The following is a 26,300-nucleotide window of genomic DNA, read 5'->3' on the forward strand; positions in this document are numbered from 1 at the left end:
TTCCTTAAGCATAATCTTATATCAACTATTCTATATTATCAAGTACTACAAGAAAAAAATAAAGATTTTTAAAACCTTCTGATTTTTTCTATTAATTAGATTAATAAAAAATATTAATTTTCAAATTTAATTTTAACTTTATCCAAAAGATCAACTTCATTACCAATTAAATTAATTTCATTTTTAAAATTTGCTTGATAATTTTTAGTTAAATTTTTGTATAAAAAGTTAATATTAGTTTGATTTTCAATTATATTATCTAAAATTATTGGCTTAAAGTGGGAAATTTGGTTTCTTAATTCTCGTATTCTATCAAAGTCATTTTTAGCTATAATTGGCTTGCTAGGGTAAATCTGTTCAATTATGTCCTTGTGTTTATAATATATTTGTTGAGTTTCACTCATACTAGTATTTTCATTTAAAAAATAATTTATATCCTTAATATTGCAATTCATTAATACAGCTCTTATATATTCTTCAAAAAAGCAAATATAACGATAAAGAATATATTTAAGTCTTAGATCATATTGAATGACAACAGCTATTTTAGAATATTGATCAGTGTTTAAGTATTTAGCTATATATTGATGATATTCAATACCTTTAAGTTCTTTATATTTATTATATGAATCAATTTCTGCTTGGTTTTTAAATTTAATTTCAATCATAGTGTTCTCCAATATCTTTATAATACAACAATTAAAACTAACTTAAAAATAATTAATGGTAATAAAAACAATTTGTTATAAAATATATAAATATAAAGGGTGAGAAGATGAATGAATTATTAACTTTTAGAGGATATGTAGTTAAATATGGTTTTTCAAATGATGCTGGTTGAGGAACTGGTACATTTGCTAGTGAAGATAATTTAAAACAACATATGAGTATTAAAGGATCAATAACTAGTATGGATAAAAAAACTCTATATGAAATAACTGGTTATTTTGAAGAACATCCTCGTTATGGCAAAAGTTTTAATGTTCAAACTTATCGAAAAGCGCCTATTCATTCAACTAAAGAACAAGTTAAATTTTTAGCTGGTCCTGCATTTCCAGGTGTAGGAGAAAAAACAGCTCAAATCATAATAAATCACTTAGGTGACAAAGCCATTACGCAATTAGTTAATAATATTGAATTATTAAATGAAATAGCAGGTCTTAATGCTATTTATATTCCAATTATTAAAAAAGGAATAGAAGATAATATCAGACAAGAAGGACAAGAAAGATTAAGATATATCTTTTTTGAAAATAATCTTAAAACATCTATATTAGATTGAATGGATAATCATTTTGATCAAGACAATGATATTATTGAAAGCATTTTTTCAAATTCATTTTTATCATTTGCAAAAGATAAAGAAATTGCTTCATTTGAAGAACTTGATAAAGTTGCTGTTTATTTTGGATTAGAATTACATTCACCAGAGAGAATAGCCTACTGAGCTTGAAAGTTAGCTGATGACTATTTATTTGCAACAGGGGACACTTATACAAACAAAGATTATTTATCAAGAAGTCTAATGCGTAAATTAAAAATTAAAGACATTGATTTATTATTAGAAGGTATTTTATATGCCAAAGAAAAAGGTATTTTAAAATTAACTAAAAATCGCATTTATACAGAAGAATCATGAAGAGAAGAGCAAATTATCGCAGATAATATAATTAAGCTTAATGAAACCACTAAAAATGCAAATAACGAGAGCATTTCATATGAAATAGAACAAATAGAACAAGAAATAGCTTTTGAAAATAAAATTAAGAATTTTAAATTTGATGAAAAACAAAAAAAGGCATTAGAACTATTTGCCAACAATAAATTGTCAATCATTACTGGTGGACCTGGAACTGGTAAAACAACTTTAATTAAAGGAATAGTTAAATTATTTAATCGTATGAGTGGTACTGAAGATTATGCAATAGCAACACCAACAGGAAGAGCAGCAGCAAGAATTAGAGAAACTTATCAAAAGTCTTATGCAACAACAATTCATAAATTATTGGAAGCAAAAGAACTTAGCAAATTTCAAATAACACAACATAATCCATTGAGACAAAAGCTAGTAATATTAGATGAATGTTCAATGATTGATAATAAATTATTTGCAAGTTTTATTCAATCATGTGACAGAGTAAGAAAAGTCGTATTAGTTGGAGATGCAAATCAATTACCAAGTGTTGGATATGGAAATACTTTTGCTGATTTATTAGAATTAAACTTTTTAAAGGTAATAAAACTTGATACAGTCCACCGTCAAAAAAATGGCAATGGGATTGTTGACTTAGCTTATAAGGTATTAAATGAAACAGTTGAAATAAACGATTTAGAAGATTTAAATAATGTTGATATACATTTTGACTATAACAAGCAAAACATTTTACAAAAAGTTACTGAAATAGTAGGAGAGCATTGAAAAGATTTAAAAAATAAAGCAAATCATTTACAAGTTATTTGTCCAATGTACGGAGGAAGTCTTGGAATTGATGAAATTAACGCTCAAATTCAAAATGAATTCAACGAAAATGTAAAAGATAAAAAGAAAGTTTATGATCGCGGTGATTACAGATTTGTAGTTGATGATAAAATCATGTTTTTGAAAAATGATACTGAATTAGACTTAGCTAATGGTGATGTTGGAAAGATTATTAAAATTAATTACAATGCAATTGGAAAACTAAAAGATGTATTAACAGATTTTAATGATAAAGAAATATTATTACAACCTAAAAATTTTAGTGATGTAAAATTATCTTATGCAACTAGTGTGCATAAAACTCAGGGGAGTGAATATAATAACGTTTTATTAGTTATCGATCAGCAAAGATATAGTACAGGTTTTATAAATAAAACATTAATCTATACAGCAATAACAAGAGCTAAAGACAAAATAACTATTTTGGGAGATAGCGATTTATTTTTTGATGCAATCAGAATAACTCCACCAAGAAGAAAAACAACACTAATTGAAACAATAATAGAAAAGAGTGAAATAAATGGGTAAAAAAGAAACATATTTAAAATATTTAGCTACAACATCAGGTTTATTTTTTCTAAGTGTTTTACTAATTAAATTTTTTGATTTTCAAAAGAATATATTTAATGGTAATACTAGTGGACTTTTAATAACTGAATTAGTTTTATTTATAGTTGGAGCATTAATATTAGCGTTTTATTGATTTATTAAATTTTTTGACATTAAAAAAGATGAATATAAATTGACGAAAAAAGAAAAAATTTATTTTTTAAGCGCACTTTGTTTATATATACTAACTGTAATTCTAACTTTTATTTTTATTATAACAGCACATTTTATTGTAGATATTAAAGTAGTTTTTTACATATTCTTAACTATTATATTATTATTTTTAGTAACTGCTTCTGTATTTGAGATGATTAGCAGATTGGGTTATCAAAGTTATGTAGCAAAAAAAGAGTACGAACAAAATCAAAAATTAAAAAAAGAAAAAATTAGAAAAATACTGCAAGAAAATAAAGAAATGGATAAAAGCGAAATTGAAAAAATTGTTAATTCTAACAAAAAAAGAACAAAAGAGGCTGAAGAAATTTTAAAAGTTGACGCTATTAAAAAAAGCAAAGACAAAAATTCTAATCCTTTTAAAGATTAAGCATTATAAATTATTGATCAAAGAATATAAAAAGTTAAAATTTATAAGCTATATAATCAGTAATTAATCATAAAAAAAGAAAAAAATAATTTTTTATTGCTTTAAGAGTTCAACTTAATCACTCATAGTTTTATTAAAGCTTAAAATTTTATAATTTGTATTTTGTAAAAAAAAGAAATTAGTCCTATAATTAATGTGTAATTGGATAATAAATTAAGTTTCATTCATTTTTGAAATTATAGTATTTAGCTTTTAACAATTGGCTGGACGGGTGGGAAGTGAAAGAGGAAAGGCATAATAATATGATTAAAATTTTAACAGGTTTGTTAGGAGTAACAAGTGTTTCTACAACAAGTATTGCACCGTTAACTATAAAACAAGCAGAAAACGTACTAGAAAAATTTAATGATTATGAAGGTGTAACTATTGATCCAAAAGGTAAATTGGATATGGAAAATATTTGATGTAATGCAAGTAATGGAGGAAGAGATACTAAGGAAGTTTATGGCCAAAATCTTATATGACAATCACCATCTTCATTAAACGCACTTTTAAGAGAAAATAATTATCTTACAGTTGAATATTCAAGTAAAACACAAGTTTCAGGAAAAGGTTACGTAGAAAAAGACCATCAATTTAGTGGACCTTTTTATATAGCAGATTTAATTATACCTACATATCCACTTGATTTTACTCTTTTTAGACAAAAAACTGTGAGTAATGCAGCTGGTGAAGGAGAACTTGCATTGGAAATTAGAGTTGAAAGACCTTATAACACTGACATATTAATTTTTACTTCAAAAATATCAGCTTATTCAAATAGTAGTTCAAATTGGGATTTTTATAATGAGCTTTATTACTTAAAAATACATAGCCTAAGAATACATTAGTAATAGGCAATCTTAAAATAAAAAAAACCTTAATTTCTAAAATAGGTTTTTTTTATTTTAAGATTACTTAGAATTTATGCTCACTATAGAATATTTATTTTTATAGATTCCTATTTTAATAGTTATAATTTGGTCATTGATTACATATTGAAACGTATCATGATCTAAAACTTTAGATTCACTTATGGTCAATTCTTTAAACTCATCATTAATTTTTGTTTTTAATTCTTGTTGTTGTTTTTCAAATAATGTCGTTTTTTCTTTAATTATTTCCATAATACCTTGAACAGCTTTTGTATCATTTAAAATCTGATTTAAATAATCAAAAAATGACTCTTTTTTAATAAAATGATCTTTTTCATTAGGCTTTTTTACATATCCTAATTTAGTAAGTAATTCCTTTGGATTTTTTTGTGCAATTTCAATTACACCTTCTAATTGAGCAACTAATTTTGAAACTTTATTAAAGTCAACTTTTAAAAGTTCTGAATCATCTTTTTTGATAGCTATATTAGTTTTTGTTATTAAACCTGCAATTGTATTATTACCACTAACTGGTAAACCTAATACATTAATTCATTCATTTTCTGAAATTCTTCTTTTAAAGAATAAATCCTTAAATAAATTTTCTCAACCAACCGTTCAAGGATTAGTTAAAACACCTTTATTAATTAAATTAGTTGCTATCTCTGCAATATTATCTGGAATTATTTTTCCCACTTTAGCTACTTGTATTGCTGCTAAAATTGCAGGTTTAGCAAGAGGTTCAAGCGCTGATGAAACAATATCTGCATTTGAACTTAAAATACCCATTCCACCAACTATTAAACTTCCAATTGGCATGCTTGATGAAACACCATTTAATAATGCTTTAAAAATTCCAGCTAATCCTTTTTCTGAATAATTTTTATTTGTAAAGTTTGATATAAAACCTTCAATATTAATTGGCGAAATACCGACTCTTATTGCCTTTTCGTAATCCTTTCTTCCTCAAAATAAAAATTTAAGTAAGTTTTGAATTTCTGTACCATTTTCATTTTTAAAAGCTTGGTCCAAATAATTAACAAATTCTTTAATGTCTAATTCATTTGTAAGATTTGAATAAGACATATTACGATATGCCTCTAAATCTCTTCAACTTAATTCATTATTAATTCCATTTTCAGTTATATCAATTATTCTTGTGCTTGCAAAACCATTTAAATAAATCAACATCATACGTCCAAAATTAATTATTCCACAAAGGGCTTCTCAATTATCAACAATGTCCAAGTTAACATTTGGTTGTTTTGTTAATTCTTGCATAGCAACTGTAACACCATTTAAAGCAGCATTTTTTCATTCTGTAGCTTGTTGAGGAGTTGAATTCTTATATGGTTTTATATCAATTTTTGCAATACTATTTAAACCATTAGCAAAATCAATAATTGATGAATCCAAAGCTTGCTCAATTGTATAACCTTCATATTTGCTAGGATTTAAAGCTTCTGCTAATTTCTTGATGTTTGCATCTGGTAATAACGCTGCAGCATAATCTAATAGTCCTTGATCAGAAATTAATTGCGGCATTATATTTATACCTAAGTCCACAATAAAAAGCATCAATTTCATGATTTTTCCATTACTCAATAATCAAATAATGTGTGGATATATATCTGCCAAATTCATAATAAGATTTTTGTTTTTTGGCATGTCACCATTTTGAATTTCAATTTGAGATTTATCTTTTAAATTAGAATTAATTAATTCGTCTCCAAAATAAACTGTTTGAATATCATTCATTCTTCCATATTTAGTAATATTATTAGTATTTGAAACTTCTGCTTCAACATCTAAGTCTAAGATAAATTTATTTTTAATTTGATTTTGATATACATAATTAAAATCATAATTATTTGTTTGCTTATTATTTAAATAATAAGCTTTTGAAACTTGCTTTAATAAAATATCAATATCTTGCTCATTGTATAAAACAGTTTTATTTTTAATTTCTTTGATTGTACCACATGCAACAACAGTTGTAGCAGCTGAAGCAATAATACTTGTTGATGCTAAAATAGCTATTAATTTTTTCATAGATTGCTCATCTCCTGTGCATACTCTAAAAGGATATCTGAAACCATTTCATGTACTTTTTTTGTAGGATGAACAATATCAGTAAAGAAATAGTTATTAATTTCATCAGTTACTTCATTATCTCTAGTTGGCATAACTTTTACATTTAAAATATTTTGTTTACCAAATTCAATATCAGTTTTAAACTGGTTAGCTATGTTTTTGACATTAGTTAATAAATCTAAGTTTAAATAACCTTCAAAATTTTGTTTTATACCATTTAATTCAACTTCAAAATTCAATGTATTAGAATAGCTTTTTCTTTTTACTGAATTTTTTCCAGTTGTTTTTAAAACATGTTCATCAAATTCAGCTTCCAATTCATCTGCTTTTTTATACATATCATATAGTTTGATTTGATTAGGGTAATATTGCTCAATTTCTTCTAAAACATTAATTACCTTGTTATAATATTCATCACAAATAGCAAGAATAAAGTCTGCGTGCTGTTGTGCACTTACATTACCACTTTTAGCCTCTTCAAAAACTGATTGATATCTTGGCACAAAATCCATTCTTGGTGGAGTCATAAAAATAATGTTTTTAACACCATTATTTAATAAGTTAAAAAAAGCTGTTCTAATTCTGTAAATACTATCATTCATAAATTCCACTTGTTTTGCTTCATTCCCATAAAATGAGATCAAAGAAAATAAATCGTTTCCACCAATTTCAAAAAAAACTAAATCGTTATTTTTAATTTCATGTTGTGAAATTAATGCTTCAGTTTGTTTATCAACAGTAGCATCGTTTAATAACAATCCTGTTGGTAAATCAATCTTAGCAGCAGTTGCTCCACCAACTGAGTAATTTTTCCCATAATTTTGTTCGCTCTTTTTTGATAATCAATTACTTGGTTTCATTTCTCCAAAATCTAGTTTTTCTGAAAGAAGAGAACCAGCTGTTGGTCCATTTGTAAATGTATTGTAATGTTTTCCTTCTTCTGTTGTATATCCATAAGCTCCACCTAATTCAACGTTTAAAGATAAATATTGACTTGAAAATTTAGTGTCAATTAAATGAGTTATTCCATCAACATCACTTAAACTATCTCCAACTACATAATAATTAGTGAGTCCAAATTTACCAGGCATACTATCATCAATAGCTTTTGATTTATCAATATTTTTACCAATTAGTAATGGATTTGTATTAACTGAACCTTCATTTTCGCCACAACTAACAACGTTTGCTACAATTGGTGTTATTAAAGCTGTCATAGCTAAAAGTGATAATAATTTTTTCATATTATTCACCTACACTTTCTTCTGAATTTAACTTTTCATATTTCTTATATTTTCAAATTCCAATTCCTAATCCTGTTGGAGTTATTAAGGCTGCTGAAATCATAAAAATAAAACTTACTTGTGCCATTATAATCCCTCTTGTAAAGTTTGGGTGGTACAAATCATCAATAGTTACATAATCAGTAACTTCATCAATTGAAAGATTTTTATTAACAAAAGGATTTTGTAAACTTTGAATATTAATAGCATACTTAATTGAGTCAATTTGTTGATTCAAAAATCATACTTTATTATTAACTAATTTAGTACCTGGAGATGATTTAACTTTTATTCCTGTTAAACCTGGTCCTGAACTTTCAATAAAAGACTCATATTCATCTTGTTCTCATATTGATTGTTGTTTTATTGCATTCTGTTTTAATTCACTAGAAAATATTTCATTTATTCCATTTTTATGAAATATTCATTGTGTTCCAGTGTTAACATATCCAAATGATTGAAACTCTGCTGCAATTGCTTTGTCAAATTCAATCATATCCATTGCAATATCATAAAAATCAATAGGCTTGCCTTGTGCAATAATAGGCTCCCATTTTTTATCAAATCATTCATTTGAAAAATCTGTGTAATCAGATTTAAACATTTCTAACTCTTTTGAATTAGAATAATCAATAGTTGATAAAGCATCAGCTAAATAAGAAGTTCTAATAACATTTTCCATAATAGGTTTATATAATGGACTATTAGGATCTAACACATATTTATCCTTTGGCATAATTATTTCTAATTGATTCTTTACAGAATTAATAAATCTAATTGACTCAATTCCCATTCCTGGAACTGTTGAAGCAACTGCACTAACACCATATAATGAAGATACTAAAATTAGCGTTATTGCTTGTCTTTTTAATCCAAATTTCATAATATTCTCCTCAATTAGTTTTACATTATTTATTAGTAATTATTATAGCATTAAAGAACTATATTTTCCAAACTTTGTTGTTTTACAAGATCTTTAGATTCAATTAAATTACTTACGCCAATTCCAATTAAGGATATCTTTTCTCCATCATAAATATCATCTAATAATGTTTTTACTTTTGAGTATATTTTTTCTAAATTATCAGTATATTCAATAAAAGATTCACTGTATGATTTTCTTTTTTTGTGTTCTTTTTTCTCAAAATTTATATCTGTATTATAAAACTTAATAGATAATTGAACAGTTTTAGCTAAGGTTTGATTTTCTTGGAGTTTTTTTACAACTTTTTGAGTTAAGTTAAAAAGAATTTCTTCAATCTCTTCAATTGATACATTTTTGTTATCAAATGTTTTTTCTTTGGAAACAGATTTTAAACTATTGTCTCAATAATTTATTTTATTATTATTAATTCCATTAAGTTTTTCAAATAATTTATATCCTACTAAACCAAATTTTTCTGTGATAACTTTTTCATCTAATTTAATAAAATCATTAACTGTTTTGACATTTAAATTATGCATTTTTTCAAGACCTGAACTTCCAACTCCTATTACATCTTCTATTGGTTTATTTCAAATTAAAGTTTTATAATTTTCTTTAGTAATAATTGTTATACCATTTGGTTTTTTCATATCACTACCCATTTTTGCAAATAGTTTTGTAAAACTAGCACCAATGCTGCAGGTTAAACCAGTTAATTGATAAACAGCAGCTTGCATTGCTAAACATAAATTATTAACATTGCCATATTTTTTTCAAATTTCTGTTACATCAATAAAACATTCATCTATTCCTAAAACCTCAACTTTATAAGTAAATTCTTCTTTAATTAAATTAAATATATTTTCACTATACTCTTCATATAATTCGCGATTGCCTGTTTTAATTATTAATTCTCCATAAGCTAATTGCTTAGCCATAAAAATAGGCATTCCAGTTTTAATGCCATATTTTCTAGCATCATATGAAGCTGCTACTATAATGCTTCTATCATTATCTCGTGCAACCACAACAGGCTTATTCTTTAAAGTTTTATCATGAGCTTGCTCACAACTTGCAAAAAAAGCATCCATATCAAGATGCAAAATTATTTTTTCTTTCATATAGATGCCTCCTTTTTTAAACAAGGTATTTCCAAGCTTGATTAATAACCTTGTTTAATTCTTCAATCTTTCAATTTTTAGTTTCCATTTTTTTTGTTAAAAACGCTAAATACTCAATATTTTGTTTTTTATTTCCCAAAATAGGTGAATAACCAAGCTTATCTACTGAAAAACCACTACTTTTTGCGTAATTAATAAAATCTTGAATAACTTTTAAATGTGTTGATTTTGAATTAACTTTTCCATTATTATTTAATTTAACTCCAGCTTCAAATTCTGGTTTTATTAGCACAACTCCATTAACTTCTGGTTTTATTAAATTGCTTAAAACTGGCAATATTTTATCTAATGAAATAAAACTAACATCACAGCAAAAAAACTCTATTTCTTTTTCAAAGTCTTCTTTTTTAGCAGATCTAAAATTAAATTTTTGCATATCTTTAACTTGAGTGTTATTTTTTAATTTTAAATCTAATTGATCAGTTCCAACATCAACAGCATAAACAAAGATTGCATTATTTCTTAAACAAACTTCAGTAAAACCTCCAGTTGAAGCTCCAATGTCTAAACAAACTTTATTATCAAGATTAATTTTTCATTCTTTAACTGCTTTTTCTAATTTTAATCCAGCTCTTGAAACAAAAGTACTTTGATTTAATCTGATTTCTATTAAGTCTGCTTCACTAACCATATAGCCTGCTTTAGTAATTAAAATATTGTTAACATAAATTTCTTTTCTATTGACTATATGTTCTTTAGCTTTACTTCTTGTAGAAACTAATTGTTTCTCTACAAGAATTTCATCAATTCTTTTTTTCATTTTTAATTAAATTCTTCTATTTTGTTGTCTTCTAAAACTTTGCTAATAGTACCTTTGTATTCAGTTAATTTTTCTTTTGCTAATTGAATTCTCTTAATATTTTCTTCAAAAATTTTCATTGCATCTTCCATTGAAATATCACTTGATGATAATTTTAATGTCTCTTCTTTTAGTTCTGCAATTAATTGATCATATGTTTTATTTTCCATGTTTTTTAACTCCTTTAATAATAGTTTCTAATTCTCCATCTTTTAATATTAAATTAACTTCTTGATTTAATATTATGTCTTTAACTGATGTTATAAGTCTTTTGTTTTTGTCTAAAATTAAACCAAATCCTTTTTCCATTGGTTTTTTAGGATCTAATAAAACATTTTTTGACTCAATGTTCTCAATAAACATTTCATTTTTATTTATTATATTTTTTATATTATTTTGAAAACTTTGTTCGATATAATTTAAATCTAAAACTTGAACATTAGCTTTATTATTTATTTTCATAACATTTTGCTTCATAAAATCTTGAATTATATTGTAATGATTATCATAAACGCTTTTAAATAGTCTTATTTGATTTTCATAATTATAATTTAATTCTTTTAACAATTCATCTTTGCTTATTGATGCTAATTCAGCAGCAGCTGTTGGAGTTGCTGCTCTTAAATCAGCTACATAGTCACTTAAGGTAATATCAGGTTCATGTCCTACAGCACTAATTACTGGAATGTTAGAATCAACTATTGCTTTTAAAACTTCCATTTCGTTAAAAGTTCATAAGTCCTCATAACTTCCACCACCACGTCCTACAATAAGAACATCTAGTTTTGGTGAAAATAAATTTGCCTGTTTAATTTTTTTAGCAATATCAAATTTAGCATTTTCACCTTGAACCATAGTTGGGAATAAATAAATATTGACTGAAGGCATTCTTCTTTTTAAAGTTGTTATTAAATCTTGAATTGCGGCTCCAGAATCAGTAGTTACTAATCCAATATTTTTTGCAAATCTGTTAATTGGTTTTTTAATTGATGCATCAGTTCAACCTAATGTTTTAATTTCTTTTAAACGTTCTTCAAAAATTACTTGAAGATCACCTTTACCTTCAACACTAACATCAACAGCTTCAAAACTTACCCTTCCGCTAGGAACATAATAAGTTATTCTTCCAAAACATGTTATTTCCATTCCTTCTGATACTTTTAAATTAGTTAGTTTATGCGCGTTACTTTTCCAAATCATTGCACTAATAGTACTTTGATTGTCTTTTAAAGAAAAATATACATGTCCAGATTTGTTAAAAGTTAGATTACTCACTTCTCCTCTGACATATATATTTTTAAAATAATTACTACCTTCAATTGCTTCTTTAAATATCTGACTTATTTCAGCAACTGAAAATATTTTGTTTTCCATTATATTTTTATTATCTTATCTAAACACGCATTTACAAATTTATAATCAAAATCTGGAAGGTTTTCTTTTACTAATTTAACAAGTTCATTAATGCTTACAGCTTTAGGAGTTGGTGTAAAAATAATTTCATAAGCTCCTACAACTAAAATTGATTGAACATAAGTTGGTATTCTTTCTCATTTTCAAGAAGCACTTAAATGTTTCTTAATTTCTTTTTTAAGATCAGAAAGTTTTTCAGCGATATTATTAGCTATTAATGTTGTTTCAACATCAAGTTTTTCTTGAATCTCATCTAAAATATCTTGTTTAATATAATTTGTATCATTATTCATTAATAAGTATCTATAAAACATTTGTACTAAATAAGCACGTCTTTTTGTTAAGCTTATTTTTTGTTCACTCATAATATCACCTTCCTTTTTCTATTAATTATTATCTCATATTTTATTTTACTTTTTTAGTAAATTTTTTATTAATTAAATTATCAATCTCTTCTTTATATGGAGGTTTATCTTCAACATAAGGAGTTTCTAAAATTTTAGGAACTTTTATATAATCATCATCTCATAAAACACTTAAAAGATTATCAAAACCAATAAAACCATATCCAATGTTTTCATGTCTATCTTTATGAGCTAATAAAGGGTTTTTTGAATCATTTAAATGAAAACAAACTACTTTTTCTTTTGTAATTGTATTTTCTATTTCTTTTTTAATTGAATTTCAATCATTAAAGTCATATCCTGCATCATGCATATGACATGTGTCCAAACAAACAGCAACTTTGCTAGGTTCATTAACATTGTCTAAAACATACTTAAAATCTTTTAATGTTAATCCTACTTCTGTTCCTTTTCCTGACATTGTTTCTAAAGCAATAATTACATTTTTTTGTACAGATGCTACAGCATTAAGTCCCTTAATTAATGCATTTAATGCATCAATATATTCTCCTTTTAATCTAGCCCCTGGATGTAAAACCAAAATATTAACTCCCAAATCTTCACATCTTTGAATTTCTTGTTTTAAAAAGTCAACTCCAAAGTCTCATGTAGTTTGATTGACAGGGTTAGAAATATTAATAATATAAGGTGCATGAACAATAATATTTCTTTTCTCAATGTTATTTTGCGCCAAAATTTTATTGAACTCTTCTATATGTAATTTATCAGTTTGTGTTCTTTTTGAATTTTGTGGTGGGCCTGTGTAAATCATTAAAGTATTTGCACCATAACTTAAAGCCTCATTTACACTTCCAATTAAATATTCTCCATGTTTATTTGCCTTGCTCATTCCTACATGACTACCTAATATTGGTTTTTCCATATTATTCTCCTTTAAAATATTCTAGTGCTTTTTGCTTATCATCATTCAATAAACATTTTAGTTCATCAAGATCTTTAACTTTAATACTTTCACGTATAAATTCTACTAATTCAATTTCAACACCTCAACCATATATATCTTGATTAAAATTTATTATATGGGTTTCAAATACATTAATTCCATTTTTATTGGTTCAATAAGCGCTAATACTTGGGTATTTTTTATCATCATTAGGTAATTTTACTGTAGTTATATAAACTGCTTCTTTTAATACAAGTTCATTGTTAATTACAATATTAGCTGTTGGATAGTTGATTGTTCTTCCTATATGGTTTCCATGTTCTATGAAACCTTTAAAACCAAAATTAAAACCATTTAATTTTTGATATTCTTTAACTTTTCCATTTTTTAACAATTCTTCTAATTTGTTAATATTTAAATTTAGTTTTTGATCATAATTTAATATTTCAATATCTTCAAAGTTTTCTTTAATTTTCAATAAATCTTTATTGTTATCAAAAACAAAAGCTTTTGTTATATTTAAATCTTGTTTAATTCTTGAGTAATCATACTCTTCATTAAATGAATGTCATAAAACTAGTTCACAGTTTAATTCCTTTGCTTTTTGTTCTATTCCTTTGCTTGAGATTATATGATTAAAATTGTTTAATTCTTTTTGCACTAAAATTAAATCATTATTTGTCTTTTTAGCTAATGCAATAAGTTTATTTTCATTTTCATCTCATTTATCAAAATCTGCAAAAATAGCAGCATTTTTTGGCATGTTATAAAGCATCATCAACATCTCATTATAGTGTACTGTCATATTTTTCTCCTTTTTTAATTACTTTATGATAATTATAGTCTTTAAATATAAATATTCTAATTGATTTTCGTTATTTTTAATCTATTTTACTTTATAATATTTAATTGTGAAAAGGAGATTATATGGCAGAACAAAATAAAACTAAATCAAAAGTAAAAATTGTTAAACCTCTTAAAAAAGAAGTTAAACAGACAAAAGAACTGCTTTCTGATTTGAACAGCAAAATTAATAATCAACAAGTCTCTGAAAAAGAAAAAAGACAGACTTTGATTAAAACACATAAAAAGATTACTAATCTTTTATTACAAACTATTCCTTACTTGTTATTTTTATTTATATTAGATGTTGCAATGTTATCGGTTATTACAATTTTATTTATTTTATCATCATTTGTGATAAATGAAGGAACTGGACAAAATGTTGTTAGATATGCTATGCTTATAATTTCAGCATTAATGCTTGCAAAATTTACTTATATGAATTGATTTTCAAAAAACTTGTATTTTAAAAAAATAGTCGTTTTTAAATATAAATCTAAAGTAGATAAGCAAAAATTTAGAGCAGTTAGAGAAATTTCATTTACACCTATTTGATTTTTAATCTTCTTTGTTGCATCAAACTTCTACATTACTATTTTAATGAACTTTGAAATTCAACGTTATTTTGTTTCAACAAATGATAATAAAGTTCTTATCTGAGCTATTTTAAGAACCACTATAGACATGATGCTTCTTCCATCATTTTTGAACTCATTTAATAAAATTGCTGCTAACTCTAAAGCAGTTGATGCAAACTATGTAAAATTAATTAAAGATCAGTATTTCTCAAATAAGTCTTTATTTGAAGATGTTGAATTTGAAGATAACTATTTAAACTTAAAATTTAGTAAAAATAACTTAACTTCAAAAAATGGTTTATTTATTTTAGTTAATAAAGATGATTTAACTAGACCTGATCAAGGTAGAATGGTTGAAATTAATGGTGAAATTCTTGACCGGTATAAAGAAATTTGAGAAAGTTATGTTGACTTACTTGAAAATAGAATGAAAGCAAAATTTAATAAAGCCACAGTTCATAAATTATTTTGATTAGAAAGAATTTATGATACTGTTTTCTTGGATTTATTTGAAATTTAAATTTTATATTAAAAGACCTTATGTATTTCATAAGGTCTTATTTTTTATCATCAATTATTTTTTCATTATAAACCACTTGAAATTCATTAATTGCTATTTTTTCTTTAATAGGTAAAACTTGATTTAAATATTTTTGTGAAGATTTTCTTCCTGTCATTATTGCATTATAAATAACTCAACCTAAAATAGGAATAAATCATAATAATCTTAATCATCCAGCTGTTTTACTATCAATTTTGTTAACTTGTTTATAAAGTTCTTTATTTTTTTCTTTTAGTTGCGCATTTTGTTTAACTAATTCTTCAATAGTTAAATCAAGATTTCTTTTCAATATTTGTTCACTCATAGTTTTCTCCCGTTTATTTAGTTAAATTTCTTATAATAAATTTTAACATAAAACCTTTAACCTATTTGATATAATAAATTTATTGTGGAAGGATTTGATTAAAATGTTAGGAATTTTTATAGCTTCAATATTTGGTTATTTATTGGGTAGTGTTCTTTGATCAGTACCAATTACTAGATGAGTTAAAGGCGTTAGTATTTATGAGGTAGGATCAAATAATCCTGGTGCAACAAACACAGTTAGAATTTTAGGCAAAAGATGAGGTTTAGCTGTTGCTTTACTTGATGGTTTTAAAGTTTTAATAACAGCAGCATTTGCAGTAGGATTATCAATGATTCCAAATGAACTTTTTAGTAAAACTAGTTACTTTATTCCATGTATTTTTGTTCTTATTGGACATTGTTGACCAATTTGATATAAATTTAAGGGTGGAAAAGCTGTTAGTTGCTTCTTAGGGTTATTAGTTGTAGTTAATTACTTATACTTTTTGATATTCTTTATAGTTTGATGAATTTTTGCTTTTAAATATCGTAAAGTTAGTTTATCTTCAATTATTGGAACTGTAACAATATTATTGCTAATGTGAATACCTTGAACTTATGGTGTATCACACTACAGTATATTTAATGGTTATGATTCTTTCATTGGTGCTTGAGATAATAACATAGTATTTAGTTTTTATAACTACTTGCATAAGTTTTCTTCAGAAATTCATCAGCAAAACTTTGCTGATGGTATGTTAACAGGTCAAATTGTAATTATAATAGGAATGGTAATTTTAGTTATACGACATAAAACAAATATAATTAAACTGAAAAATAAAACAGAAGAACCAATTTATCCAAAAAAAGAAAAAAATAATAAAAAGGGAATGCATTCTTAATTGAATGAGTTTCCTTTTTTTAAAAAGATAAGAAAGTTATAAAAATTTTAAATTTAGCTTATAAAATAAAATTTGGAAAAAATAAATTAACTTACAATAAAGTAAAAGTAATTGATATAATAAAATTAGTATTGGAATCAATCGAATTTAAAATTTTAAACATAATTTTGATATTTGTTCATAATTTTATCTATTTGATCAGTATTATAGAAAGTAGACGATGAAAATGAACAAAGTTATATCAGTTAAAGTGTCTGACATTGCTCCATTTGGTGCTTTTGCAATTTTCGAATTAGACGGTAAACAATACAAAGGTTTAATTCACATTAGTGAAATTGCTAACACATTCGTTAACGATATTAATGATTTTGTTAAGATTGGTCAAGACGTTGAAGTTCTAATTTTAGAATTAAACGATGAAAAAGCTCAAGCAAAATTATCAATTAAAAAAGTTAACGCTTAATTTTTAAAAAAAAATTAATATTCAAAAAGAGAAAATTATTTTCTCTTTTTTTATTTTTAATATAAATCTCTTTAAAAAATTAATATATAATAAATAAAATAAATTATAAATAAAAAAACTTATACATGGCAGCATAATGGGTTGTCGACCTGCCTTTGGACCTATCCTTAGACTATAAGAGTGAGGTTTTTTTAATAAAAAAACCTCTTTTTTATTTTAAAAGGAGACAAAAATGAAAAACACTCAAATTTTAATTTTAGATTTTGGAAGCCAATATACTCAGTTATTAGCTAGAAGAGTTAGAGAGGCTAATATTTATACAGAAGTTTTACCTTTTGATACTAATATTGAAAAGATTAAGGATTACCCATTATTAAAGGGGATTATTCTTTCTGGTGGACCATCAAGTGTATATTTACAAAATGCTTATAAGATTGATGCAGCAATTTTAAATTTAGACATTGCAATTCTTGGCGTATGTTATGGTATGCAATTACTAACTCAATATTTTGATGGTTCTGTTGAATTAGCCGATCAGCAAGAATTTGGTAAAGCAACTATTACTATTGATGATGAAACTAATCTTTTATTTAATAATGTAGATAAAAATTCACAAGTTTGAATGAGTCATGCTGATCATGTAGTTAAATTACCTAATGATTTCAAACAAATTGCTCACTCTGATGCAAGTGTTGCTGCTATTGCTCATAACTCAAAGCCTATTTATGGAATTCAATTTCATGCAGAAGTAACGCATTCTTTACAGGGAAAAACAATGCTAGAAAACTTTTTATTTAACATAGCAAAATGTTCTAAAGATTGAAATCTTGATGATTTTATTGAACAACAAATAAAACTAATAAGAGAAACAGTTAAAGATAAAAATGTTATTTTAGGTTTAAGTGGTGGAGTTGATTCTTCAGTTGCAGCTGCTATTATTGGAAAAGCCATTGGCAAACAATTAACTTGTATATTTGTTGATACAGGTTTATTAAGAAAAGATGAAGCTGTTGAAGTTATGAAAGCATATAAAACTAACTTTGATATAAATATTAAATTAGTCGATGCTAGTGATCTTTTCTTTTCTGAATTAAAAGGTCTAAAAGAACCTGAGGCTAAACGTAAAGCAATAGGTAAATCTTTTATTGATGTATTTACAAATGCAGCTAGAGAATTTAAAGATGCTGACTTTTTAGCTCAAGGAACAATTTACCCTGATGTCATTGAATCTTCTTCTCATGGAGCAAGTTCAAAAACTATTAAATCACATCATAATGTTGGTGGATTACCTGAAGATTTAAAATTCGAATTAATTGAACCTTTAAGAAATCTCTTTAAAGATGAAGTTAGAAAAGTAGGATTTAAATTAGGTTTGCCTGAAGAAATGGTTAATCGTCATCCTTTTCCAGGACCTGGTTTAGGAATTAGAGTTATTGAAGAGGTAACTAAAGAAAAAGTAGCAATACTAAAAGAAGTTGATGCGATATTTATTAAAAAACTAAGAGAATGAAATTTATATAATTCTGTTTCTCAAGCTTTTGTTACTTTATTACCTGTTAAAACAGTTGGAGTAATGGGTGATAATCGTACTTATGATTATGTAGTTGCTTTAAGAAGTGTTAATACAATTGATTTCATGACCGCAACAAGTACACATCTTCCTTGAGAATTTTTAGATGAAGTAGTTAATGAAATAATTAATAAAGTTGACAATGTAAACCGTGTTGTTTATGATGTAACATCTAAACCTCCTGGAACAATAGAATGAGAGTAAAATATGAATAAAGATTTAAATGGAAAAATAATTAGTAATGCTATAACTTTTGATGATGTTTTATTAGTACCTAATTATTCAGAAGTGTTACCACATGAAGTTTGTTTAAAAACTAAATTAACAAAAAATATTGAATTGAATATCCCAATCATTTCAGCAGCAATGGATACTGTAACTGAATCAGAACTTGCAATAGCTATTGCAAGTATTGGTGGAATTGGAATTGTTCACAAAAACTTAACAATAGAACAACAAGCAAATGAAATTAAAATTGTTAAAGGTGTAAAACCTTCTAAAGAATTTATTAATGCTTGTGTTGATCAAAAAGGTTGTTTAAGAGTTGGCGGGGCTGTTGGAGTTAATGATGAAACTTTAGTTCGTGTTGATGCTTTAGTAAAAGCAGGAATTGATGTTTTAGTTGTTGATTCAGCACATGGGCATAGTAAGGGTATTTTAGAAGTTGTAAAAACAATTAGAAGCAAATATTTGGATTTAGATATCATTGCAGGTAATATTTGTACAGCTGATGGTGCTGAGGCTTTATATAATGCTGGAGCTAATTGTGTTAAAGTTGGAATTGGTCCTGGTAGTATTTGTACAACAAGAGTTGTTGCAGGAGTTGGAGTACCTCAAATTACAGCAATTAATGATGTTTACAACTGGTCTATTAATAAAGATGTAACTTTAATTGCTGATGGTGGTATTAAGTATTCTGGTGATGTTGTTAAAGCTCTTGCAGCTGGTGCTCATTCTGTAATGTTAGGAAGCATGCTTGCTGGAACTGAAGAAGCTCCTGGTCAAGAAGTTATAATAAACAATAAACGTTATAAAACATATGTTGGAATGGGTTCATTAGCAGCTATGAAACGTGGAAGTAGTGATCGTTATTTCCAAAAAGGTGCTAAAAAATTAGTACCAGAAGGAATTGAAGCAGTTGTTCCATATAAAGGAACACTTGATGAAGTTGTTTTCCAATTGGTTGGAGGTTTAAGAAGCGGAATGGGTTATACAGGTTCTGCAAACATTGAACATTTAAGAGCCAATGGAAAATTTGTTAAAATAACAGGAGCAAGTTTAAAAGAGTCTCATCCACATGATGTAGAAATTTCTGCTGAAGCTCCAAACTATAAATAAAAACATAACTAATTTAAAAGTAGTTATGTTTTTATTTACTTAAATTTTTTAATTTATTATTTAATTCTAAATATTTAGACTTTATTATTAAATGTTTCTTTTTTAGAATTTTCAACAGCTCAGTAATGTGCACCTCAAATTCCTGCATCATTTCCGAGATTAGCTATTTCAATTGTCATATTCTCATAAAAAGATTTTAAAGTATATTTTTTTAAATTATCTAAAATTATTTCAGTTATTTTGTTTCCTAAATTTGATGGTCCTCCACCAATTAAGATTTTTTCAACTTCTAAAACTGTTTGCAAATACCCTATTGCTTTTGCCATTGGCAAAAGACATTCTTTAAAAATATTAATTATTACAGTATCTTCGTCATTAAAAAGATCGACAATATCTATTATTTTAATTTCTTTGAACTCTTTACCTAGTTTTGATTCAATATATTTTTTGTTATCAGTTTTATTTAATTCACGCTCAATTCCAGTAGCACTACTTTTTGCTTCTAAACAACCGTATACTCCACATGAACATAGTAATTCTTCTTCAGCAAAACAACCACCATGCCCACCTTCACTTGCAAAACCTTTGCCTGATCCTTCTCAAAGTTTTTTATCTAGAATTAATCCATGTCCTACACCAGTCCCTAAAGTGAAAAGCATCATTGAATTAGGTTTACTATTTTGACCTTTCTTTCATTCACCATAAGTTGCTGCATTTGCATCATTAAGAATAAATATATTTTCAAAATTAAAAATTCGTTTTGCTTCTTTAAGCAAAGGATAATTCCATCAATTTAAATTTCCTGCAAATACGATACTTTCTGTTTTTTTATCGTATGCTCCTGGTATTGAAAAAGAAATTGCTTCAATGTCTGATCAATTAAAACTATTTTCTTTAAAATAAATGTCAATCATTTTCTTTAAATTTTCTATTATTTCAAATTTTGGTGTTTCAATAAAAAACTTGCTTTTTATTTCAAAATTTTCTATTAAAGCACATTTGGCTGAATTTCCTCCTAAATCAATATTAAAAATCATTTTTTTCTCTCCTAAACTTTAAAGTATATGTCTTGTACTTAAATAAATTTTTCTATATGTATATATTCCATACATAAAAGCAAAAATATTTAATAAAAATAATTCAAGAAGAACTAAAGCAAAAACAATTTTCATTGACTTTTCATTTAAATAACTACCATATATGTCAATTTTAAATATTGCAAATCAACAATAAATTACACTTACTATTGTTTGAAATCCAACAATAATTGCTAATACCCATCAATATGGGAATGGTTTTGCAAATCCTATATAAATACAACTTGCTATAAATAGTATTGTTGATACTATGAACACAGCTATACTTGAATTTAAAGAAAAACCTGCTTTCTCACGATCGTTATATCTCACTTTGCTTATTTCCTCTCAATTACAATAACTTGATAAGGTTCTAACTCGTTAAAATTAAATTTATCATAATTATTTAAAACTATTTTTCAGTCAGATTCTATTAAATCTAAATTTATTTTTTTATAATTAACTGTTCAATTAGTTAAAACTATAATTTCCTTTTGATTTAAGGTTCTTGAGTAAGCATAATCTTGACTTTCAAAAAAACTTATTTTACCTGAGTTAAAAATTTCATTAGTTAATCTTAATTTAATAACTTCTTTGTAAAATGACAAAACAGAATTTTTATTTTTAATTTGACTTTCAACGTTAATGAATTTGTAGTTGCTATTTAAAAATAAATCCATATTTTCAGCTTCTGAAAAACCAGCATTATTCGAGTCATTTCATTGCATTACACTTCTTGCATTATCTCTTGATTTAATTCTCAGAATATTTAAAACTTCTTCTTCATTTTTTATTTTTAACAAATCTTGCGCATTACCTACTGACTCTACATCTTTAAAATCAGTAAGTTTATTAAATGACAAATTAGTCATTCCAATTTCTTCACCTTGATAAATAAATGGAACACCACGCATTAATGATGTAAATGTAAAAATTGCTGTTGCGCTTTCATATCAAAATTTTTCAGTATTACCAAATCTTGAAACAGCTCTTGGTTGATCATGGTTATTCATAAATAAAGCAAGTGTTGAATTTTGAATTTGATAATATTCTTGCCATTCTTTTTGTAAATTTCAAAAAGCTTTTAAGTCTGGTTTAACAAAAGTTCATTTATTATTATTTTCATAATCTACTTTTAAATGTAAAAATGTAAATACAGAATCCAATTCATGATTTTCATTTTTGGCATATTTAGCAGATTTCTCTTTTGTAGTTGAAGAAACCTCGCCAACTGTAAAGATATTTTCATCTTTTCCAAATATTTCATCATTCATTAATTTAAAATATTTTTCAACATTATTACCATCAGTATAAAATCTTCTTCCATCACCTATATTGTCATCTTCAAAAACTTGAGGTTTACTATATAAATTACAAACATCAAGTCTAAATCCACTAATGCCCTTATCTTTTCAAAATTTTAATACATCAATTAATTCTTTTCTAACTTCAGGATTTTCTCAATTTAAATCTGGTTGTTCTTTTGTAAATAAATGTAAATAATATTTTTTTAAACTTGGAACATATTCTCAACTTGATCCACCCATTTTACTTTTTCAGTTAGTTGGCAGTTTTCCATTAATAGAATCTTTAAAAATATAATAGTTTAAATACTTTTCTTCACCAGCTAATGCTTTTTGAAATCATTCATGTTTATCTGATGTATGGTTAAAAACAATATCCAAAATTATTGTTAAATTTCTTTTTTTAGCTTGTTCTATTAAAATTTCAACATCTTTCATACTACCAAAATCTTCATTAATTGCACAATAATCAGCAACATCATACCCACTATCTTTAAATGGTGATTTAGTGAATGGTGAAATTCAAATTCTAGTTACTCCTAAATCTTTTAAATAATCAAGTTTATTAATTATTCCCTTGATATTTCCTTTACCTTTTTTCTCTGCATCTGAAAAAGTTAAAGGGAATATCTGATAAATTACTTCATTTCTCATCTTTTCCCTTTTTCTATTTAGTTTTTAATATATTATAATCTTATTTTAATAATTCTGCTGCTTTAACTTCGATATTAAATTTTTCAAAATATTTTACTTTTGAGAACAAGATAGTTAATCCAATTGAAACCCCTGCTGTTATAAGCATTGATATCATGAATCAAGTATATCCTGTTCCAGCTCACGTATTAACACCATTAATTTGTGATTCTACTTGAACGTTTAATATTCCTAATCATGCACCATTTCCTGAGTTTGTTGCACTAACTCCTGAAATAACTGCTAATTCTAATCCTAATCCAGTTGCTATCATTGCTGCAACGAATGGATACATGTGTTTTAAGTTAACTCCATACATTGCTGGTTCAGTAACTCCTAGATAAGCTGAAACAACTGAAGGGATACCTACGTCTTTTGCTCTTGGATCTTTTCTATTAACTAAAATTCATCCCAAAACTGCACTTCCCTGTGCGATTGCCTGTGCACAAGTTCCAATAAATAAGAAGTTTCCTCCATTTTGAATTGTATCTTGTACGAAAACTGCATTAAACAAATGGTGAACACCTGTCAATACAATTGGAGCATATGCAACCCCTATAATAAATCCAAAGAAATATTTTGCGATATTATTTGTAAATGCTCATGAAATACCAAAAGATATAACTGAAGCAACAATAAATCCTGCTGGACCAATAACAAACATTGCTAATGTAAATGTTGGTAAGATTGTAACCAAAGGAACAACAATTTGACTTATAACTGCTGGTGAAACTCTTTTAATTCATTTATTAATATAAGCCCCAACAATTCCAATAGCAAATGCTGGAATAACTTGTGCTGTATATTGAATTTTTCAAGGATATTGCATGAATCCTCAATCAAATGAACCTTCACTTCCCATACCTGCCATTATTTGTCAAATTCATTTAAATCCCTCTTCTTGTGAGGCTTCACCTGAAACTTCATAAACATTCATTAAAGGTGGAACTAATAAACATAGACCAACAACTATTCCCATTACTTGATCTGCTTCCATTTTTCTAAAAATACTTCAGCACAAATGAACTGGTAATCATCAGAAACAAACTTGAGCAGGAATTCATAAGAATTCATTTAAACCAGCTCAAAATTGACCTGATTCGACTATTTTAAAACCATTAAAGTCAGCTTCTAAAACATTTCTGAAACCTAAAATAATTCCCCCTGCTACTAATACAGGAATAATTGGAATGAACACTTCACCTAAAAAGTTTAATGATTTTAAAAATCATCCTCCATTATTTTCATTTGCAATAGCTTTTGCTCTTTCTTTTGAAACACCTTCAACACCAGAAACAGCAATAAATTCTTTAAAGTATCTTTCAACATCAGTCCCAATTATTATTTGGTATTGACCCGAAGATTTAAATGTACCTTTAACGCTAGGCATATTTTCAACCTTAGCTTTATCAATAAGATTTTCATCTTTAATAATTAATCTAAGTCTTGTTAAACAATGTGTTGCTGATATTATGTTTTCAGAACCACCTAAATTTTCAACAAGATCTTTTGACCATTTTTCAAGATCGATTTTATCTTTTGGTAATTTATCTGTTTTACCCATTTTCTTGACCTTTCTATTGGAAATGTTTCCAACTATTAATATTATATAATAAAAAAATAAATTCTAAATAATTTTGAAAAAATTTTCCAATTCTTTTTTATTATTTAGTAATTTATTCCCTATTTGATAACCTACTAAGAAGTAATCTATAAAAATGTTGACGTCTGAGTTTGTTAGATATTGACTTTTTCCCATTCTTCCAATATCTGTTGTTATAAACTTATCTCTTATTTTATTGTCCATTAAAAAACCATAAATATACATTGCAATAGTATGTGTTGCACTTACAATTATTCTTGGTTTATATTCATTAATCACACTATTAACTATCTCTTCAACATCTTTAAAGTTATTTCGTTCTAGCAAAAAGTTTTTTACTTCATTATTTTTAATATTTTTATTAAAAGATTCTGATCTATATTTACCAGTTGTTATATCTTTTTTAGTTAAACCTATAAATGCAATTTTTTCATTTTCATATAAATTATCAATTTTTGTTGCCAATTGTTTGAACATTGCTTTATCATCAATTTTTACGGATTCTATTCCTTCAATATCTCTGTTATAAACAATTAAGTTTGTTGATTTAATTTCTTTAATTTGTTGAATTAAATTTTCTGATGTTTTCTTTGGTAATAATAAAACAATTCCATATGGATTCCTCATTGTTAAATATTTTAAATCTTTTTGGTAAATTTCACTATCTGATGATGATAAAAATGTAAAAAAGTTAATGCTTTCTTTATTTAATGCACTTTTAACTCCGTTAACAATTTCCATATTTGCTGTTTCCTCGCTATTATAGGGAAGAATTAAATAAACATCTTTATTTGGCTTTTTAATATTTGAAGCAGCAAAGTTTGGCACAAAGTTTGTTTCTTTTAATACTACTTTAATTTTTTCTTTTGCTTCATCAGAAATATTATAATCATTAAAGTATCTTGAAACTGTTCCTATTCCAACGTTAGCAGCTTTAGCTATATCATGGTAAGTTATTTTCTTTTTGCTCATTTTAAATTCCTCATTTTAGTATTACATATTACTTTTATAATACTAAAATTACTTATAAAATAAAAATAAATTAAGTCTCAATTTAAATTAAACTTTGTTTAAACTTTTTATTAAAACATACATTATATTAAAGATATTTGGAATAGTAAAATTTTTTTTGCAAACCATAGCAGTTTCAAGTAATTAAAAGTTAATTTCTGAAACTTTAATCAATATCAAAAAACTGCATTTCCAATGAGCCAAAATTCTCATAAGAAGCACAGTTATAATTTATATAAATTTTAAATCTAGTCTTAAATTATTTTTTAGCTTGTTGCATTGCACGCATTGTTTTTTTAATGTCTGATTCGCTTGGTTTTCTACCCATGCTCATGTACATTGCACGAATTTGTTTTTCTGTAACTGGAGGGTTATCTTTTAATTGTTTTTTAACCATTGCTCTTGTAATAAAGAAACCAATAATTGCCCCTAAAATAATTGCTCCCAAGATAACTCCAATTAGCATACCTGCTAATCCTCCGCTTGAAAATGTTGTTGTTAAAATCATAATTTCACTCTATTC

General features: G+C 25.8%; 26 protein-coding genes and 1 riboswitch. Of the genes, 8 read left to right on the plus strand and 18 right to left on the minus strand.

Annotation, left to right across the window (positions count from 1 at the left end; translation table 4 throughout):
• Positions 1 to 113: 113 nt before the first annotated feature.
• Positions 114 to 668 (minus strand): hypothetical protein, encoded by a 555-nt coding sequence (locus CK556_RS01790; RefSeq protein ID WP_027875346.1) that lies wholly within the window; start codon positions 666 to 668, stop codon positions 114 to 116.
• Positions 669 to 775: 107 nt separating this feature from the next.
• Here CK556_RS01790 and recD2 point away from each other — a divergent pair, with 107 nt between their 5' ends.
• The 3 genes from recD2 (at position 776) to CK556_RS01805 (ending at position 4,522) form a co-directional block, all read left to right on the plus strand.
• Positions 776 to 3,007, plus strand: a complete 2,232-nt coding sequence (gene recD2, locus CK556_RS01795; RefSeq protein WP_027875347.1) for an SF1B family DNA helicase RecD2 — start codon at positions 776 to 778, stop codon at positions 3,005 to 3,007.
• Complete coding sequence (locus CK556_RS01800) at positions 3,000 to 3,632, plus strand: MFS transporter (RefSeq protein ID WP_027875348.1); 633 nt, start codon at positions 3,000 to 3,002, stop codon at positions 3,630 to 3,632. The genes recD2 and CK556_RS01800 overlap by 8 nt, the downstream gene beginning before the upstream one ends.
• Positions 3,633 to 3,934: 302 nt before the next feature.
• Positions 3,935 to 4,522, plus strand: a complete 588-nt coding sequence (locus CK556_RS01805) for a hypothetical protein (protein WP_027875349.1) — start codon at positions 3,935 to 3,937, stop codon at positions 4,520 to 4,522.
• A 63-nt stretch (positions 4,523 to 4,585) separates the two neighbouring features.
• Here CK556_RS01805 and CK556_RS01810 read toward each other — a convergent pair whose 3' ends face one another.
• Genes CK556_RS01810 through CK556_RS01855 form a run of 10 tightly spaced genes read right to left on the minus strand, consistent with a single transcriptional unit; the run spans position 4,586 to position 14,354 of the window.
• Positions 4,586 to 6,598, minus strand: a complete 2,013-nt coding sequence (locus tag CK556_RS01810) for a lipoprotein (protein ID WP_027875350.1) — start codon at positions 6,596 to 6,598, stop codon at positions 4,586 to 4,588.
• Positions 6,586 to 7,884, minus strand: a complete 1,299-nt coding sequence (locus CK556_RS01815; RefSeq protein ID WP_027875351.1) for an SGNH/GDSL hydrolase family protein — start codon at positions 7,882 to 7,884, stop codon at positions 6,586 to 6,588. The genes CK556_RS01810 and CK556_RS01815 overlap by 13 nt, the downstream gene beginning before the upstream one ends.
• 1 nt (position 7,885) lies before the next feature.
• Complete coding sequence (locus CK556_RS01820; RefSeq protein WP_051412738.1) at positions 7,886 to 8,806, minus strand: hypothetical protein; 921 nt, start codon at positions 8,804 to 8,806, stop codon at positions 7,886 to 7,888.
• Between the two features lie 50 nt (positions 8,807 to 8,856).
• On the minus strand, positions 8,857 to 9,969 hold the full coding sequence (locus CK556_RS01825; RefSeq protein ID WP_027875352.1) for a Y-family DNA polymerase: 1,113 nt from the start codon (positions 9,967 to 9,969) through the stop codon (positions 8,857 to 8,859).
• Between the two features lie 16 nt (positions 9,970 to 9,985).
• Positions 9,986 to 10,789, minus strand: a complete 804-nt coding sequence (locus CK556_RS01830; RefSeq protein WP_027875353.1) for a TlyA family RNA methyltransferase — start codon at positions 10,787 to 10,789, stop codon at positions 9,986 to 9,988.
• Between the two features lie 2 nt (positions 10,790 to 10,791).
• Complete coding sequence (gene xseB, locus CK556_RS01835; RefSeq protein ID WP_027875354.1) at positions 10,792 to 10,998, minus strand: exodeoxyribonuclease VII small subunit; 207 nt, start codon at positions 10,996 to 10,998, stop codon at positions 10,792 to 10,794.
• Positions 10,988 to 12,202, minus strand: a complete 1,215-nt coding sequence (xseA, locus tag CK556_RS01840) for an exodeoxyribonuclease VII large subunit (protein WP_027875355.1) — start codon at positions 12,200 to 12,202, stop codon at positions 10,988 to 10,990. The genes xseB and xseA overlap by 11 nt, the downstream gene beginning before the upstream one ends.
• The gene (locus CK556_RS01845) at positions 12,202 to 12,606 is read right to left on the minus strand and encodes a transcription antitermination protein NusB (RefSeq protein WP_027875356.1); all 405 of its coding nucleotides are present in this window, start codon (positions 12,604 to 12,606) and stop codon (positions 12,202 to 12,204) included. The genes xseA and CK556_RS01845 overlap by 1 nt, the downstream gene beginning before the upstream one ends.
• 40 nt (positions 12,607 to 12,646) lie before the next feature.
• A complete protein-coding gene (locus CK556_RS01850; protein WP_027875357.1) occupies positions 12,647 to 13,528 on the minus strand; it encodes a deoxyribonuclease IV in 882 nt (293 codons plus the stop codon).
• A 1-nt stretch (position 13,529) separates the two neighbouring features.
• The gene (locus CK556_RS01855) at positions 13,530 to 14,354 is read right to left on the minus strand and encodes a riboflavin kinase (protein WP_051412739.1); all 825 of its coding nucleotides are present in this window, start codon (positions 14,352 to 14,354) and stop codon (positions 13,530 to 13,532) included.
• Positions 14,355 to 14,476: 122 nt separating this feature from the next.
• Between CK556_RS01855 and CK556_RS01860 the strand changes: the two genes are divergently transcribed.
• A complete protein-coding gene (locus tag CK556_RS01860) occupies positions 14,477 to 15,490 on the plus strand; it encodes a hypothetical protein (protein ID WP_027875358.1) in 1,014 nt (337 codons plus the stop codon).
• 37 nt (positions 15,491 to 15,527) lie between these two features.
• Here the strand turns inward: CK556_RS01860 and CK556_RS01865 are convergent, their stop codons facing one another.
• Positions 15,528 to 15,836, minus strand: coding sequence for a hypothetical protein (locus CK556_RS01865; RefSeq protein WP_027875359.1), 309 nt, complete (start codon positions 15,834 to 15,836; stop codon positions 15,528 to 15,530).
• Between the two features lie 103 nt (positions 15,837 to 15,939).
• On the opposite strand from CK556_RS01865, the gene CK556_RS01870 reads away from it, so the two are divergent.
• From CK556_RS01870 to guaB, 4 genes are all read left to right on the plus strand, one after another.
• Complete coding sequence (locus CK556_RS01870) at positions 15,940 to 16,719, plus strand: glycerol-3-phosphate acyltransferase (protein ID WP_036246511.1); 780 nt, start codon at positions 15,940 to 15,942, stop codon at positions 16,717 to 16,719.
• Between the two features lie 226 nt (positions 16,720 to 16,945).
• Positions 16,946 to 17,182: a S1 RNA-binding domain-containing protein gene (locus tag CK556_RS01875; protein WP_095761514.1), complete on the plus strand. Its 237-nt coding sequence runs from the start codon at positions 16,946 to 16,948 to the stop codon at positions 17,180 to 17,182.
• 117 nt (positions 17,183 to 17,299) lie between these two features.
• A riboswitch (nucleoside riboswitch) is annotated at positions 17,300 to 17,362 on the plus strand.
• A 52-nt stretch (positions 17,363 to 17,414) separates the two neighbouring features.
• Entirely contained in the window at positions 17,415 to 18,956 is a 1,542-nt protein-coding gene (guaA, locus tag CK556_RS01880; RefSeq protein WP_027875361.1) for a glutamine-hydrolyzing GMP synthase, read from the plus strand.
• 3 nt (positions 18,957 to 18,959) lie between these two features.
• On the plus strand, positions 18,960 to 20,090 hold the full coding sequence (guaB, locus tag CK556_RS01885; RefSeq protein ID WP_036246514.1) for an IMP dehydrogenase: 1,131 nt from the start codon (positions 18,960 to 18,962) through the stop codon (positions 20,088 to 20,090).
• Between the two features lie 74 nt (positions 20,091 to 20,164).
• Here the strand turns inward: guaB and CK556_RS01890 are convergent, their stop codons facing one another.
• From CK556_RS01890 to CK556_RS01915, 6 genes are all read right to left on the minus strand, one after another.
• Positions 20,165 to 21,127 carry an ROK family protein gene (locus CK556_RS01890; RefSeq protein WP_027875363.1) on the minus strand — a complete coding sequence of 321 codons (963 nt, stop codon included), beginning with the start codon at positions 21,125 to 21,127 and terminating at the stop codon, positions 20,165 to 20,167.
• An 18-nt stretch (positions 21,128 to 21,145) separates the two neighbouring features.
• Positions 21,146 to 21,499 carry a hypothetical protein gene (locus CK556_RS01895; protein ID WP_027875364.1) on the minus strand — a complete coding sequence of 118 codons (354 nt, stop codon included), beginning with the start codon at positions 21,497 to 21,499 and terminating at the stop codon, positions 21,146 to 21,148.
• A 5-nt stretch (positions 21,500 to 21,504) separates the two neighbouring features.
• Positions 21,505 to 23,124: an alpha,alpha-phosphotrehalase gene (locus tag CK556_RS01900; RefSeq protein ID WP_027875365.1), complete on the minus strand. Its 1,620-nt coding sequence runs from the start codon at positions 23,122 to 23,124 to the stop codon at positions 21,505 to 21,507.
• Between the two features lie 40 nt (positions 23,125 to 23,164).
• The gene (locus tag CK556_RS01905; protein ID WP_027875366.1) at positions 23,165 to 24,727 is read right to left on the minus strand and encodes a PTS transporter subunit EIIC; all 1,563 of its coding nucleotides are present in this window, start codon (positions 24,725 to 24,727) and stop codon (positions 23,165 to 23,167) included.
• A gap of 63 nt (positions 24,728 to 24,790) precedes the next feature.
• Complete coding sequence (locus CK556_RS01910; protein WP_027875367.1) at positions 24,791 to 25,738, minus strand: LacI family DNA-binding transcriptional regulator; 948 nt, start codon at positions 25,736 to 25,738, stop codon at positions 24,791 to 24,793.
• A gap of 298 nt (positions 25,739 to 26,036) precedes the next feature.
• Positions 26,037 to 26,285 (minus strand): YneF family protein, encoded by a 249-nt coding sequence (locus CK556_RS01915; protein WP_027875368.1) that lies wholly within the window; start codon positions 26,283 to 26,285, stop codon positions 26,037 to 26,039.
• Positions 26,286 to 26,300: the final 15 nt, after the last annotated feature.

Origin of the sequence: Mesoplasma chauliocola (assembly GCF_002290085.1) — a bacterium.
GTDB classification, from domain to species: domain Bacteria; phylum Bacillota_I; class Bacilli_A; order Mycoplasmatales; family Mycoplasmataceae; genus Mesoplasma; species Mesoplasma chauliocola.